Origin of the sequence: Pontiella desulfatans (assembly GCF_900890425.1) — a bacterium.
GTDB classification, from domain to species: domain Bacteria; phylum Verrucomicrobiota; class Kiritimatiellia; order Kiritimatiellales; family Pontiellaceae; genus Pontiella; species Pontiella desulfatans.
Genome location: NZ_CAAHFG010000001.1, coordinates 2,459,564 through 2,475,890, shown reverse-complemented (window position 1 = coordinate 2,475,890; position 16,327 = coordinate 2,459,564). Strand labels below are relative to the sequence as shown.

At 57.4% G+C, this 16,327-nt stretch carries 7 protein-coding genes and 1 pseudogene; 7 read left to right on the top strand and 1 reads right to left on the bottom strand.

Annotation, left to right across the window (positions count from 1 at the left end; translation table 11 throughout):
* The first annotated feature begins 32 nt into the window (after positions 1-32).
* From E9954_RS08800 to E9954_RS08780, 5 genes and pseudogenes are all read left to right on the top strand, one after another.
* Positions 33-2,210 carry an Ig-like domain-containing protein gene (locus E9954_RS08800; RefSeq protein WP_136078813.1) on the top strand — a complete coding sequence of 726 codons (2,178 nt, stop codon included), beginning with the start codon at positions 33-35 and terminating at the stop codon, positions 2,208-2,210.
* A gap of 417 nt (positions 2,211-2,627) precedes the next feature.
* On the top strand, positions 2,628-6,326 hold the full coding sequence (locus tag E9954_RS08795; protein WP_136078812.1) for a sulfatase-like hydrolase/transferase: 3,699 nt from the start codon (positions 2,628-2,630) through the stop codon (positions 6,324-6,326).
* Positions 6,327-6,895: 569 nt separating this feature from the next.
* Positions 6,896-7,834 (top strand): IS1595 family transposase, encoded by a 939-nt coding sequence (locus E9954_RS08790; RefSeq protein ID WP_136078811.1) that lies wholly within the window; start codon positions 6,896-6,898, stop codon positions 7,832-7,834.
* Between the two features lie 90 nt (positions 7,835-7,924).
* Positions 7,925-8,863 (top strand): annotated as a pseudogene (locus E9954_RS08785) (IS1595 family transposase).
* A 472-nt stretch (positions 8,864-9,335) separates the two neighbouring features.
* Positions 9,336-10,367 (top strand): IS110 family RNA-guided transposase, encoded by a 1,032-nt coding sequence (locus E9954_RS08780; protein WP_136078810.1) that lies wholly within the window; start codon positions 9,336-9,338, stop codon positions 10,365-10,367.
* A 573-nt stretch (positions 10,368-10,940) separates the two neighbouring features.
* On the opposite strand, the gene E9954_RS08775 is transcribed toward E9954_RS08780, so the two are convergent.
* The gene (locus E9954_RS08775; RefSeq protein ID WP_136078809.1) at positions 10,941-11,465 is read right to left on the bottom strand and encodes an MltR family transcriptional regulator; all 525 of its coding nucleotides are present in this window, start codon (positions 11,463-11,465) and stop codon (positions 10,941-10,943) included.
* 255 nt (positions 11,466-11,720) lie between these two features.
* Between E9954_RS08775 and E9954_RS08770 the strand changes: the two genes are divergently transcribed.
* Together E9954_RS08770 and E9954_RS08765 are read left to right on the top strand one after the other, a co-directional pair.
* Positions 11,721-12,215, top strand: a complete 495-nt coding sequence (locus E9954_RS08770; protein ID WP_136078808.1) for a hypothetical protein — start codon at positions 11,721-11,723, stop codon at positions 12,213-12,215.
* Between the two features lie 354 nt (positions 12,216-12,569).
* Positions 12,570-16,238, top strand: coding sequence for a cytochrome c peroxidase (locus tag E9954_RS08765; RefSeq protein WP_168442102.1), 3,669 nt, complete (start codon positions 12,570-12,572; stop codon positions 16,236-16,238).
* Positions 16,239-16,327: the final 89 nt, after the last annotated feature.

Here is a 16,327-nt window from a genome sequence, read left to right as displayed (position 1 = left end):
GGGAAGACCAAAACAAAATAAGGAGATGGAAAATGGAGATGAAACGCATAGGTTCAATCGTAGCAATATTCGCACTGGCGGCAGGCTCGGCCACGGCCGCTTCCGTTAACGTGCCCCTCGGAAACGATCCCGGGGAGGTGGGCACACAGGTCGGGGCGGGGGCCTACACGACGACCAAGAACGGTCTGGATGCCGAAGCTGGCAAGCAATGGGGCGTCGCCAATAGTACGACCGTCGCCGGCATGCTCCACGTTCCCTATTCGACGATCGCCGGAACCACGCTGCCGCCAACGATTCAGGCGGGGACCTATACGCTTTCCGCCCGCATCGGGAATAACGGGGACAATGGAGGCTTTGCCGGCCTGAACGACCTCAGCACCGGTATCAACACGAACCGGGGGTGTGTCGCCGGTTTCTTCACGACGCTAACGGGTGCCGGAACCGGGACCGGAGCCGTAGCCCAAAATGCCGCGAACGACTCCAAGAACAACATGTATACGGAGTTCAATGCGGTCTCCGGCGTGACCTACACGCCCCCGGCCGAGGCGGAGCCCGCGACGGATGCGTACACCACATGGACGTTCACCTGGGCGGTTGATGAAGGCAGCCCGGTCATCGGGACCGACCCGTATTTCGGCGTGTACACCAAGATCGGTGACACCGTGATAGCGGGTGGAAACGGATTTTGGGATGATTCCACCCTGGCCTACACCCCGGTTGCCGGGGTGAATGTGCCGCCCGTCGCCGAGGGACAGGATATATCCATCTTCCCCAATACCACGACTAACATCACGTTGGTCGGCGCGGATTTTGAGGGTAGCAATCTGACGTATAGCGTGGATTCGGCCGGACTGGTCGGCGCACTGACCGGTACGGCACCGAACCTGACCTACACACCGGCAAACGGTTATCAGGGCGTCGATAGCTTTACCTTCACCGTCAACGACGGGGAGTTGGACAGCGATCCGGCCACGGTAGCGATTACCGTGACGAACCAGGTTCCTGTTGCATCCGGGGAAGGCTATGTCATGTATGCCAACACGAATATCGCCATTACACTATCGGCAGTTGATCCGGACAACGGACCCAGCAACCTGACGTATAGCGTGACGGCCCCGGCCAACGGCACGCTGAGCGGTACGGCACCGGAGCTGACCTACACCCCGACGCCCGGCTATACCGGGGCGGACGGCTTTACGTTCACGGTTAACGATGGTTTTGCGGACAGTGATCCTGCTTCCATTTCGATTACGGTTAATGAGGTCACCGTTTCAGGAACGGCAACCATCAGTGTGAATTTCCATGTCGGGGATGATGCCGATATGGACGAGCACCAGCTGACGGGCGCGGAAACCGCCGGCCTGAATAGCGACACGGGCTGGAACAATATCGATGTGGGCAGTGGCGCCGCGCACAATACGGCGGGAGTCATCTTCCCCTCCACCGAGCTGGTGGACAACAACGGAACCGCAGGGGCGGCCACGCTTGCACCTTCGACGAACAGCAGCACCTGGTTCGTTGGCTATTGCGCCAATGCCGCCTCGGCCGATGAGGAACTCAACCTGCCGGGCACCAACCACGACGACCTGTTCAACTCCTACCTGGCGTTGAATGGACCCAGCGGCGACGGTTCCCCGGCCGATGCCGCAGCCTTGGTGGTCAGCGGGTTGGGGGCGGCCTATACCGGCAACGGGTATAGCGTGATCGTCTACTCCGATTCCGACAAGCGCCCCCCCAGTACCGTGAACCGTCAGTCCATATTCGCTTTGTCTCCCGAAGGCGTAACCAATGTGTTTACGAAGTTTACGGAAGACGATTTCGATCCTGCCACTCCAGTGACCAATACGTTCTCCGGAACCTACATCGAGGCGGACAGTTCGGAGGACGGCACGGATTATTCAAACTATGTCGTGTTCACAAACCTGACGGCCAGCGGCTTCACCCTGGAGCTTTATGCCGATGGCGCCGGTGGACGCGGGGCCATTAATGGCTTCCAGATTATCGCCAATCCGGCCGTGGTCATTGAAAACTTCGGGCTCGAAATGGTTTCGGGTGAAGTGGTCCTGTCGTGGGAAGGCGGCGGATCCTTCAACGTGCTGACCAATGAAGATCTCGTGTATCCGAACTGGGGTGTAATGGACTCGGGTACATCGCCGATTACCATCACCGTCGGAGACGAATCCCAGCTGTTCTACAAGCTCAGCGAATAACAGGGTTCACTAGCAAATTCGGGGAGGCCATGCCTCCCCGAAGGTTTATCCGTCGCCGCTTTAGATCTTATCTTTCCAACTATTGGAAGATCAAAGCCGCCCAGCCGGGCGGTTTTTTGGAGCAAGGGGATACTTCTTGGTTTCGAATGCAAATGCGCTGAAAGCGCAACACAGTTTAGCCTTGGGCAACGCCCAAGGGCGTGTGGGAAAAGCCTTATTTGCCCTGACGGGGCAACACAACGAGCCTATTGTGCTGCCCCGTCAGGGCAGTTGGTGGTGTGGGGCCGGGAAACATGGGGCTTTGCCCCATGCTAGATTGTGTAGTGCCGTTGGCACATTTCCGACATGGGTGGTTAAAATAAAAAGCAAACAGGATATTTTGGTCTGTTGGACGTTTCGGATTGAAAAAGGTGGATAATGAGAACGAATGAAGTGTTGATTTGGATTTTCGGAGCGGCTCTGCTGCTGGCAGGTTCGGTACAAGCCGCGGACGTCACGGTCGCCATCGGCAATGGCACCGGCGAAAGCGGAACGCAGGTCGAATCCGGCGCCTTTAATGCCTCGAAAAACGGATTGGATGCGCTATGCGGGACGCTCTGGGGCGTCGCCAATACGGCCAATCGCGACGGCATGCTCTATTGGACCTATTCCGATCTCGCGGGAACCACCCTGCCGGACACGATTCAGCCGGGCATCTATACCTTCACGGCCACGATCGGAAACAACGGGGATGGCGCCGGCTTTTCCGGCCTCAACGATATTTCATCGGGCACGAACACGGATGGCGGATCGGTTGCCGGCTTTTTTGCGACAGCCCCCGGCAGCGATGCGGAAACCTCCAAGAACAACATGCTAACGGAGTTCAACGGGCTTTCCGGCGTGACCTACATGCCTCCCTCCGGGCCGGATCCCGCCACCGACGCGTGGACCACCTGGACCTTCGCCTGGACGGTGGCCGAGGGCAGTCCCGTCGTCGGGACGGATCCCTTCTTCGGCGTATACACCAAGACGGGGATCGACGGCGGGAACGGATTCTGGGACGACTCGGTGCTGGGCTACACGCCGGCTTCCGCATCGGCTCGAAGGATCAGCATCAACTTCCATGTCTCCGACGATGCCGATGCGCAGGCCGACCACGAGCTGACGGGTTCGGAGTCCGCCGGGGCGGGGGCCTATGCCACCACCAACTGGAACAATATCGCCGTCGGGAGTGCCGGAGCAACCAGTGGAACCCTCTTCAGCCCCACCGTGCTGGCCGACGATTCCGGCGATGCGGGTGCAGCCACCATCGCGCCGTCTGTGAGCAGCTCCCGTTTTGTCGGCTATTGCGCCAGCTCCGCTTCCGGGGCCGACGAGTTGGGGTTGCCCGGCAACGACGACGACCTGTTCAACTCCTACCTCGCGCTGGGCACATCCGATGCCGCCGTGCTGCAGGTCACCGGCATCAGCAGCAACTTTACTGCGAACGGATACCGGGTGGTCGTCTACTCCGACACCGATAAGCGAACCGCTGGCGATACCCGGACTTCGATCTTCGAGCTGACTCCCGGTGGCGGCAGTGCCGTGACCGCGCTCACCGAAGACGACGGGGTGACGTTCGATGGAACCTATGTGATTAGCGACAACGCGAATACCGGCGACGACTACTCCAATTACACGGTTTTTGAGGGACTGACGGCCGATAGCTTTACGCTCGCGGTCAGTTCCCCCGATGGCGGGCGCGGCGGCATCAGCGGGCTGCAGATCATCACCGGCGGCGGAAGCTTGTATGCCGCTTTGAATTCCGACGAAACATGGGTCACGGCCGGTTCCGAGGTCACCTTGAGCTGGCTCGCATACAATGCCGACTCGGTTTCCATCGACCAAGGGGTCGGCGATGTCACATCGCTCACCACCAACGGAACGGGGCAGGTCCGCGTCTACCCAACGGCGACGACCACCTACACGCTCTCCGCATCCAACGCCAGTGCCGGATCCGTTCAGGATTCCGTAACGGTGACCGTTGGCGAACTGCCGCCCGTGATTCATGGTTTTTCGGCGAACACCCATGTGGTGGAAACCAACGGCACACCGGTGACGCTCTCCTGGGTGGTGTCCGGTGCGGACACCGTGTCGATTGTTCCGGATATCGGCTTGGTGCCTTCGGTGGGGCAGACGAACCTGGTGGTCGACGCCGCTTCAATTTATACGCTGACGGCATCGCGCGGGACGGACTCCGTTTCGGAAGTCTGGCGTTTCAATCTGGCCGCGAACCGGCCCAATATCCTGCTGATGCTGGTGGACGACTATGGCCCGATGGACAGCTCGCTGCTCTATGCGTATGATGCCTATACCGATGCGGGAACACCGCTGCAGACGGCGTTCAACGATTTTTACCACACCCCCCACATGGAAACGCTCGCGGCCAACGGCATGAAGTTTACACAGGCCTATGCCATGCCCATGTGCAGCCCGACCCGCGTGAGCCTGATGACGGGATACAACTCCCCGCGCCACGGCGTGACCCACCATCTCAATGTCTATGAAACCATCGACAACGCCTCGTTTGCCATAACGAGCCATCGCGGGCCGAACCACTGGCGCTATCTCGGCATGGGCATGAACGGAACGGAGGATGTTGCCTTGCCGCAGCTCCTGAAGGACGCCGGGTATCACACGTTCATGGTGGGGAAGGATCACTTGAGCCATGTTCAGGAGCCCGACGAAATCGGATTCGATGTAATCGATTGCGCCTTGTACAAGTCGACGGTCCTGACGCCGAAGGCCGAGGTGATGATCGAGGATGCCGTGGCCCTGGGCGAACCCTTCTTCGGTTACATTTCCTGGCAGGATGTCCACAGCGGATTCTACTACGCCACGGACGCCACCAACGATTACAGCGGGGCATACAACGACAGCCATGCAAAATTCGCAACCATGGTGGAGAGTGTCGATAATTCGCTCGGGGCGATTGTGGCCAAGCTGGAGGAGCAGGGGGTTGCGGAAAACACGCTGATCATTTTCCTCGGCGACAACGGCAGCGATTCACCCGCCTTGTCCGATGAATATTGGCCCAACGGCACCGCGTTCGATGATTATCCCATGCGCGGCAAAAAAGGATCCACCTACGAAGGCGGCATCCGGGTTCCGCTGTTGGTGGCGTGGGCTGCGCCTGATGCCGGCAACAGCTTCCAGCAGGTTCTGTCGATTCCGGCCGGCGGCGTCGAGCACGACATCGTCACGGTCGAGGACATCGCGCCGACCATTCTATCGGCGGTGGGCGCGGCCGTTCCAAACATGGACGGCTACGACCTGACGCCCTATCTGCGCGCCGAGGCCGGTACGCACCGCCCCCAGAAGGTCCTGCGCCACATGCCGCACGAGCACCGCAGCAACTATTTCACCTGCTTCCGCGATGGCGACTGGAAAATCCTCTACCGCTACCACATCGATGATAATGCGGCGCAAGGGGTTTCGAACGAGGACTACCCGGAAATGAGTACCCCGTTCGAACTCTATAATTTGGCCGACGATCCGGATGAGTCCGACAACCTGGTTTCCTCCATGCCGGAAAAAACCTTGCAAATGGCCCGCGCCATGGCACGGGAGCTCGATGCATCCTGGGGGGATTTCGGCCCGCTCTGGCCGACCCTCAATCCGGGGCTGGTCTCAAAGCCGGCCCGCCCGCTGGTAGACGATCCGTTCGTCATTGATTTCAGTGTGGATGGCCGCGACCTGGTCGATTCCGACGGCGACGGACTTGCTGACGTGCTCGAAGATCTCGACGCCGACGGCTTGGTGAGTGCAACGGAAACGAGCGCCGATGCTTCGGATACCGACGGCGACGGAAGCGACGATTATACCGAGCTGCGCCTGAATCTCGACCCGCGCGATGCGGCGCAGGCGTTCGTTGCCGAAATGGCGCTTTCGGGGCTCACGTCTTTCAGCCTCTCCTGGCCCTCCGCTCCGGGCACCACCTTCAACATTCTCTCGGGCACCAACCTGCAGGATGCCGTTGAAAACTGGCAGGTTGCCGCATCCAACATTCCGGCAACCGCGGCTTCGAACGAAACCACCGCGACCGTGGAGGCGCTGGATGCCGATGCCGCCTATTATCGAATCGAACTCAACCCCTGATTCCTAGGCCGGGGGGATGAAAGGCCGTGCGTAAGGGCCGCTAATACTTTGTGTTAGGGGCTTAACTTGAATCGTCCCACCACAGAGAACAAAAATGCAGGGAAACCTAAATCTTAGGGGTCTACGTAGATTTTTATGGGAGCAATCCATAGCTCATGTGCCAACGGTACCACACAACTTAGCCTTGGACGCAGTCCAAGGGGGCTGGCGAAAGAGAAATATTTGCCCTGAATGGGCAACACAAGACGGCTGTTGTGCGGCCCCTACAGGGCATAAACAGGGGATGCCCCAAACCATAGGGCTTCGCCCCATGCTATTGCCATTCCACTTCGTTCCATTGCTTTCGTTCCTCAAGCCTCGCTTCGCGTGTGTTGTGCCGTTGGCACAGTTATCCCCACAAAATTCCAAGAAGAACCAAAAATAGCCGCAATCAGCGGCTGTGCAGATGAAAAAACAACGCCCTAAACAGCATTAACTTAAATCCGAGAATCCCTTTTCCTTTTAAATTTTAAAATAGGGGTATCCCCTTCGCTGGACTAGCCCCCATATGTTGTGGTATCTATCCATGAATGGAGACATATCCCAAGAATCTCGAAGAATTGGAGGTGAATTTTTCAACGGAAGAGGCTTGTCGGAAATTCTTGTTTGAGCTGCGCTGGCCGGATGGGTTCAGGTGCCCGGTCTGCGGTGGCTCAGATGTTTGGGTGCTGACGAACGGGTTGTTTAAATGCAGGAATTGCAGCCGGAAGACATCGGTAATCGCCTGTACGGTATTCGAGGGAACTCGCAAACCGCTGGTCACATGGTTCCGTATGATTTGGTGGGTAGCTGGCCAGAAGAACGGTGCCAGCGCCTTGGGCCTGAAACGCATACTCGGGCTGGGAAGCTACGAAACGGCCTGGACGTGGCTTCATAAGTTGCGGCGGGCAATGGTAAGACCGGGGCAAGATAGGCTGACGGGAACCGTTCAAGTGGATGAAACCTTCATTGGCGGGGTAAAGCCAGGCAAAAGAGGGCGCGGGGCGGAAGGCAAGGCATTGGTTCTGATCATTGCGCAGGAGAAGGGAAAGGCTACCGGGCGGATCCGTCTTCGGCGAATAGCGGATGCGTCGTCAGATAGCCTTGAGGCGGCGATAAAGGAAACCGTCGAGCCGGGGACATTGATTAAAACAGATGGATGGGCGGGCTATAATGGAGTGAAGGGTTTGGGATATGAACACAAAGTGATTCGTAAGACTGCGGATGTTGGAGACAATTTGCTGCCCTTGTGCCACCGGGAAGCAAGCTTGATCAAACGATGGTTGGGCGGAACGCATCAAGGAGCTGTCAGCCATGAGCATCTGGGCTACTATCTCGACGAATACACCTTTCGCTTCAACCGTCGTAAGTCTCGATCCCGTGGTTTGCTGTTCTTCCGCCTGTTGCAGAATGCCGTCGTAGTGGGTCATACAGGATATAATGAAATCGCTCTTTCGGTTAGAGGGAGAAAGCCAAAACACAAGATGTAGTACCGAGTCCAGCGAAGGGGATACCCCTATTTTAAAATAGGGGTATTCACTTCGATGGACTAGACCCACATGTTGTGGTACACACGTTTCATGGAAGCGTATCCAAAGGATCTGGAAGAATTGGAACTGAACTTTTCAAGTGAAGAAGCATGTCGCGACTATCTTGCATCATTGCGATGGCCGAACGGCTTCCTTTGCCCGGCCTGTGGCCATGGGGAGTCGTGGCGACTGTCAGACGGCCTTTTCAAGTGCAAGACGTGCAGTCGTTAAACATCTGTAACCTCGGGTACGATCTTTGAGGGCACCCGCAAACCGCTGGCGTCCTGGTTCAGGGCGATCTGGTGGGTGACAAGCCAGAAGAACGGAGCCAGCGCCTTGGGACTGATGCGCGTTCTCGGCCTCGGAAGCTACAAGACCGCATGGACGTGGCTGCACAAGCTCCGCCGGGCGATGGTACGTCCGGGACGGGAAAGACTGGCCGGAACCGTGCAGGTGGATGAAACCTTCATAGGCGGCACAAGGCCCGGGAAACGGGGGCGCGGAGCCGAAGGCAAGACCCTTGTGCTGATCGTGGCGCAGGAGAATGGTAAGGCCGTCGGTCGCATTCGCCTTGTAAAAATACCCGATGCCTCATCCAAAAGCCTTGAAGGGGCCATCCGAGAAACGGTTGATCCGGGTACGCAGGTGAAGACGGACGGGTGGAAGGGGTACAATGGTTTGGGAGCTTTGGGCTACGACCATAAAGTCGTTCGGAAATCCGAGGATGTTGGCGCGAACCTGCTCCCCCTTTGCCATCGAGTCGCCAGTTTGCTTAAGCGGTGGCTTGGCGGAACACATCAGGGCGCAGTAAGTCACGAGCATTTGGCATACTATCTCGACGAATACACGTTCCGCTTCAACCGGCGCACTTCCCGCTCGCGGGGAATGCTGCTTTACCGTCTGCTACAAAATGCAGTCGCTATGGAACCCGTTCGGTTCAAGGAAATATCCCTGTCGGTCAGGGGAAGAAACCACAAGATACAGACTTAGTCCAGCGAAGTGAATACCCCTATTTTAAAATTCATCGGCTGATCCCTTTTTCGAATCACCGGATGGACAGGATCGATGGTCGGCTCAAACGGAGCGGGGACATTCCTGTCCCCGGCGGGGGCAGGAAAGCCCCCGCTCCCGCACAAGCCATTCCCGCCGGGAAATGGCACCGCACTAACGATGTGCCGCTTGCTGTATCGCAGGCGTCCCGCCTGCCCCGCCGAACGGGCAACCACCGCGCGCCCCAAAACCGCTCGTTATCTTCTGCATCAAACCCTTGTATTCTCAGCCTTTTCCAACGCCATTCGGAACCTCTTGGATGACCCTTAGTTCATCAAACACAAAGATCAAAGGATCCCTTTGCCCAAAATGACGATTTAGGCGGCCTGATAATCATAAAGAGGTTCTTTGAAATAAGCCTTGGTCGAGCGCAAACTATCCTTGGGTTAAACCACTAACTAAAGGAGCAGTTATGCAAACGACCAAAGCAAATGCACTATACGCAGGTGCCGACCTGCATGGAAACAATGTTTTCCTCTCCCTTTGTGATCAGGAGGGGAACACGGTGTTCCGCAAACGCGTGAAAGCGAACCTTGCGGCCGTCAATGCTGCGCTCGACCCGTTCTGGGATCGGATCGTGGCGCTGGGCGTGGAATCGACCTTTAACTGGTACTGGTTCGTCGATGGACTTCGCGAGAAAGACCGTAATGTAAAGCTGGGCAACCCGGCGAAGATGGAGCAGTACAAGGGGATCAAGATCACTAACGATCTGACGGATGCGGACTGGCTGGCCGAGCAGCTCCGGCTGGGTATCTTTCCGGAAAGCTACATCTATCCGAAGGAAACACGCCCCGTACGCGATGCATTGCGCAGAAGACAGCTGTTCGTGCGCCGTCGGACACAGGTGCTGCTGAGCTTCGGCGGCCTGCTCGAACGCTATGGCCTGGATGCACCGGGTGCGCGCAAGTTGGAACAGTGGACATTAAAAGATATTCAGGCCACCGGACTCGACGAATTCGTTCAGCTTCAGCTCGAAACCCTGCTTGAAGCCATCCGTGAGTCGGATCGCCTGGCGAAAAAGGTCGAGCAGCAGGTGCTGGCAGTCGCAAAACCGACAAAGCAATACCGACGGGCGCAGCAGGTTCCGGGAATCGGGGTTGCGCTGGGAATGCTTGTCGCCCTTGAGAGCGGGGATTTCAGCCGCTTCAAAAGCGCGGGCGACTACGCCTCCTACTGCCGGGCGGTAAAAAGTGAATGCAGTTCGAACGGAAAAAAGAAGGGTAAAAACAACGCGAAGAACGGCAACCGTTATCTCGCATGGGCATTCGTTGAGGCCGCAACCTATGCCGCGCGCTTCAACCCGCGCATCCACGCCTGGTACGAACGTAAAAAAAGAACGAGCGGCGTGCCTAAGGCGAAAAAAGCGCTGGCCTGCAAGTTGGCCAAGGCGATGTGGCATGTAATGAACGGAAAGGATTTTGATGAAAAGCTGATGTTTGGATAAACGGGATGCCGCCGGGAACCGGAAAGGGGTCTGGTAAAACCAGTGTTCTGATTGGAATCCGGCGGCGTCCCAACTCTATCGTTTGAAACGGGGTTGCCCCGTTGCCAGCCCCCAAGGGTCTGGAAACCCGGAGGACCCGCAGATGCGGGACCGAAGGCAAACCACTTTGACTGAATGGGCGGTGGACGGGTACAGAAGGTTTTCTGGTTCTGCAATAGCAGAATGGGGATGCGGCACAAAGCGCAGGTGGTTGCCTTCGCCGCCGGCATCCGAGATCCAGATGGGTGACTGAACAACCACGTGATGAATCACGCGGCAAACCACGCGACGAAGACCCTGATGGCAGCAAACGTTCAGCGATGGGGATTAACGTAGAACCGATCAACGAAAAGGGAAATAAGCAGGTCGTTGAGAAACGACCATGGAAGGGTATTTTGTGTTTGACCGGAACCTCTAATGGGTGACCCCTTTTCAAGCATCGGCTTCATGAACCAGGGGATAGCCGCGAGACCGCAACGCGGAGGCCGCGCGTAGAAGCGGCAAGGAGCAACGCGACTGGCAACATCGTCCCTCCTACTCGACTATCCCGTTATTGTTGGGCAATTTTTTAGTTTTTTCCTTAAGCATTGCATTGTGAATTTGTCCAACAATCATCCCAATAGCTAAGAGATAATGAAGCCTGCGATCATTAGGAGGAACATGTTGCTTTCCATTTTGATCAATACCTATTTTAGCAGTTGATAGGTTGCTACAAAAATCACGAATAGGGCTTTCATCAAAAGATGTCTGCTCGGGATGGTGCGCAAAATGATTGCGAATTTTTCGAATGAAATTTAGATCACTTCGTATTGCCTTATCGATGTTGCCCATTGCATACAGAATGTCGATTCTCGCAGAAAATGTGGCTAGTGGGCCGTATCCTTCAAGCATCTCATCAACCACTGGATCATCTCGCAATTGATCACGGAGAAATATGCGTAAGAATTCTTCAATGAAGCTTCCCGCAAGCACAGCAGCTGCTCTGTCAGATTCTTCATGGTAATTCTTAACCATGTTTTGATACTTATCTATATCTAGATCGATACGTTTTTTTGCCATTAAGTATCTCCTGTGCCCAACGTTTAGGGATGAGGCTGAGTGCCTTGTGCTTTGCCTGACTCAACGAGCGTTTTCTCGATAGCCTCTAACCCCTGGGTACGCCTGGCATGAACACAAACTTATGGGGTTCGAGTCCCCTGCGCGTTGCCCGGCTATTCGTTGTTCCTTTCATTGGAAACGACGGTAGCCGAAGCGCTAGATGAAATCAACTGCGGTCTCGCGAGGGATCGTGGGGAGGAAGAAGGAATCAAAACTGTGAGCCGACGAACAGAAATCGCATACAAGGCTGAGGAGGTGGATGAGGTTGCCCAGCATGCCGAAGTCCGGGGCAGTACCTCTACGGTAAATGCGGCGGTTGTGCAGTGGAAGTGTGTGTTCTTATCCAGGGAGACCTGCGGGATAGGCGTTCCGGCAACGGAAAGCGGCGGCGGCAGCAATGCCGTGGTTATGCGCGCAATTGCTTCTCAATTGTGTGGCCAACAAAACCGTCCGCACCGGTTTTTAAAGCGGCGTGGCCTTTCAGTTCCCGCCGCACTCCAAGATTTCTTTCCGCCCCGTCCTTGCGTTTCCCTGCGTTCTTTTGTGGCGAATAACGATCCGGTGCGGTGGGCGGCTCGGATGGAACCTCGCCCTCCAACCCATTTTTTTCACAGGACGATTAATAACAGGACTGTTTTCGGTGCGGGCGCAGGGGAAATTCGTGTTCATTGGTGTTCATTCGCGGTTAAGCAAATCGTGCATTTTTTTTGACAGAATAATTAGGACAAAATAATTCATGGTTACGGCATAAAGGAAATCATTCTGTCCTAATTGTTCTGTCATTTTTTCTGCTGCGAAGCCGCTTTGGTGTGAATCATCAGTGGTTGTGATAATTTGGTTGCGATTGTGCCGCGCCAGGGTCTCCGAGGTGAAAGCGACATGGCTTTATACTTTCATGGCACAAGGCGCGGCCTTTGGAAAAAAGGGGCAAAATACCCTTTTCCGGCGATACCGGGTTTCTCCCCCAAGCGGTATGTTTTTACCGATGTTCCGAAAAAGGGTGGATTCGCTGTGGCGGTGCGCTCCATGAACATTTCCGTATTTGAAGCAAGAGGTGGAAACCATATGAGACTGAAACAACTGCAGCGTGCGGCGATCTGTGCCGGGTTAATGGGCTGCGCTGCGAACGCCGCAATCAATATTACGGTCGTCGGCGATGGATCCGGCTATGAAGAAACCGGTTTGGTGGCCTTCCGCTCAACGAGTGTCGGCAAATCGTTCGATGCCGACGGAAATGATGAATACGGTAGCGCCGGAACCTTTTTTTTTGGAAACAATGCGGGTGCCGGGAATGGCCTTGGCTGGTCGGAGCACACGCAGACGGGCGCGGAGTGGGCAACCTTTGCGCAAGGGGCGCAGTTTAGCTCCGTTAGTGAACAGGCGGCCTACGGCCCCTATGACGACCCCACTCTGAGCGGGACGGATGTGGCCGATTGGGCCCTCGCCGGGATTGGCGTAGCACTGGGTAGCGGTGTTGGGGCTTGGGCGGAGGTGCTGACTTTCACCATCGACAGCACTACGCCACAGCAGTTCCGAGTTGGCATCATGTCCGGCACGCAAACAACCAGCAGTGATGGCCGGTGGGATCCGACCGGGCTCCGCCTTTCGGTTGACGGCGGTGCCCCCGCCGAAATCACCGGTTTGCCGAATACGCCCGACAATACTTCCGGATGGGCCTTTTTCGATGTGGACCTGAATGGCGAAACCTCCGGAACCTTTTCGCTCGAAGGGCAAAACCGGTTGGCGGGCCAGGGGACCGCGATCAGCGGCGTGACCTTTGACGTGAATCCGGAAGCCGCAGCGGGAATGCTGGTTGGCTATGATTTTAACTCCGATGCGGCGGATATGAGTGATGCAACGGTGGTTGCCGCCAATATGACGGCTAGCCCGCTGACGTCTCCGATGGCCATCGCCTTCGTCTCGACGGTCGGCGATAACTCCGGGGAGGATGCCGCCGGTTCGGCCTTTGGCGGCACGGGTACGGTCGGATGCGTCGGTATCGGTGTGGATGATGCCGTTACGGGGAGCTTCGAGGATGCGGTTGCCGGAAATGATTACATTTCGTTCACCGTCACTCCTGATGCTGGAGCCGTATTTCAGCTTTCCAGCATCACCTTTAAGGTCACCAAGAAACATGTGGATTCGGTGGATGAATATGCTGTGACCGATGCTTCTGGCAACCTGATTGGCAGTTCGGTCATCATCACCAACGTGGTCGGCCTGACGGGAACCTACGATGGGGTGGTGGTGGATCTGTCCGGCACGGCGTTGGAAACCATGACCGAGGCCACGCAATTCCGCATCTATGCCTGGGGCCGGGGGACGACCTCGACATCCAGCACGTTGGCGGCGCTCGATAAAATCACGCTGTATGGCCGCGCCATTGCAGGAGTTCCTCCAGGTGTTGATAACCTGAGCGGTGTTTCCAACCTGCTTGCCGACGCCGCAACGTTGACCGGTACCCTCGTCAGCACAGGCGCCGCATCGACGCAGGTCTGGGCCTATTGGGGCGAAACCGATGGCGGTACGAACGTGGGCGCGTGGGCGCATAATGCCGATCTCGGCATGCTTTCCCCCGGCGATTTTTCGGTGCAGGTGGACAACCTGACGACGGACACGGAATATGTCTACCGCTGCGCCGCGTCGAACCAATATGGCACCGTCTGGTCGGGCCTCCAAAGCTTCACGCCCTCCTATCCGCGCATATCGGTGGATCCTGCCCAGATGGTTGAGGGCGATTCGGGATCATCGCTGGCCGTCTTCAGGGTTTGGCTTTCCCGCGCCTATCCGGAAGCGATTTCTTTTACCTTTTCCACGGCGGACGGGCTGGCCGGCTCGGCTGACTATGAGGCCCAAGGCGATACACTGACCTTCCTCCCGGGCGAAACGCAAATGCAGATTGCCATCACGATCTGGGGCGATGCGCTCGACGAAGGCGACGAGGATTTCTATTTCGCCATCGATTCGGCGGAGGGTGCGGTTATCGAAAGCGGAACAGCCCGGGGCGTAATCTTTTCGGATGACCGCGATTTCTATCTTTCGCCGACCGAGCTGGCGGCCGATGCCGTCAACGGCCTGCTCTATATCGCTGAGTCCACTGCGGCCCGTGTCGGGGTGGTTGATCTGGCGAATAATACGCGGCTGGGCTCGATTGATCTGCCGCAGCATCCTTCCGGCCTGGCACTCTCGTCGGACGGAGCCACGCTCTACGTCACCGCCGGGGTTTCCGATGGGGCGGTCTATGTGGTCGATACGGCCTCGATGCAGGTGACCCAAACCATTCCGGTCGGCCATACTCCGCGCTCTCCGGTACTGGCGACCGGCAATCGCCTCTATATTTGCGAACGGTTCCTCAATACCGTTGCCGTGGTCGATCTCACCACGGGCAGTGTTGCGGATCGGATCGGCGTGCTGCGCGAGCCGTTCGACGCGGCGCTCACGCCCGACGGCTCCAAGCTGGTGGTCGGCAATCTGCTTCCGCACCAGCCCTCCACCCAAACCGGCGTGGCGGCCTCCGTCAGCGTGATCGATACGGCGAGCGGACTGGTTACGGCCAGCATCGTGTTGCCGCCGGGCTCGCACAGCCTGCGGGATGTGGCGGTTTCGCCGGACGGTGGCTATGCCGTCGTGGCCCATGCGCTCGGGCGCTACCGCGTTCCGGCCAACCAGATTTTCCGCGGTTGGGTGAATACCTCCACCTTGAGCATCATCGACCTCGCGTCCGACACGCTCTACAACACGGTGGAGCTCGACGACCTCGATCTGGGCGCCGCCAACCCGTGGGGGACGGGCTTCACGGCCGATGGCGGAACGCTCTGCATTGCGCACGCAGGAACCCACGAGCTGAGCGCGGTCGACTGGCCGGGGCTGCTGGCCAAGCTCTCCTCCGCCACCAAAAACGTTTGCGACGATCTTTCCTATCTGGCGGGACTGCGCCGCCGCCTGCCGCTGCCGGGCAACGGCCCGCGCGACGTGGCGGTGGTTGGAACAACGGTCTATGCCGCGAACTATTTCAGCGATTCGCTTTCCGTTGCCGATCTGGCGGACGGGCAGGAATATGCCGCGCAGGAGATCGAAATCGGCTGGGTGATGCCCCAGACGGATGTCCGGCTCGGGATGCAACTGTTCCACGATGCCACGCTTTCCGCCCAGCAGTGGCAGAGCTGCACCAGCTGCCATCCCGGCGGCCGCAACGACGGACTCAACTGGGACTTGCTCAACGACGGCTTCGGCAATGCCAAAAACGCCAAGAGCCTGTTGCAGGCCCACTACACGGCGCCGACCACCTGGACGGGGGTGCGCCCGAACGCCGAGACATCGGTCCGGGCCGGCATCATGTTCAGCCATATGATCAAATGGAAAAACAATGAAGACCTCTATCTCGACGCATTCCTCAAGGCGCAGCAACCCGTGCCCAGCCCGTATCTGGTGGATGGCGGATTGAGCGCGGCGGCGGTTCGGGGGGAGACGATCTTTAACGCCCGTTGCACCGGTTGCCACAGCGGCGACTATTTAACCGACCAGGAGCTGCACGATGTTGGAACGGGAACGACCATCGATGCGGGGCCGTTCGACACGCCGAGCCTGATCGAGGTCTGGCGCACCGGGCCCTATCTGCACGACGGCCGCGCGCAAACGATTCGCGACGTGCTCGAGGTCTTTTCGCATGGAAGCACGGCGGGATTGACCGAAACCCAGATCGACGACCTCGTGGAATACATAAAGTCGCTTTAACGGATTTAAAAAAGATGGATGTTATGAAAACAAAATTTCTAACGCGGTTTCACAGCATAGGAAATGACCGCAAAGACGCTAAGACGCAA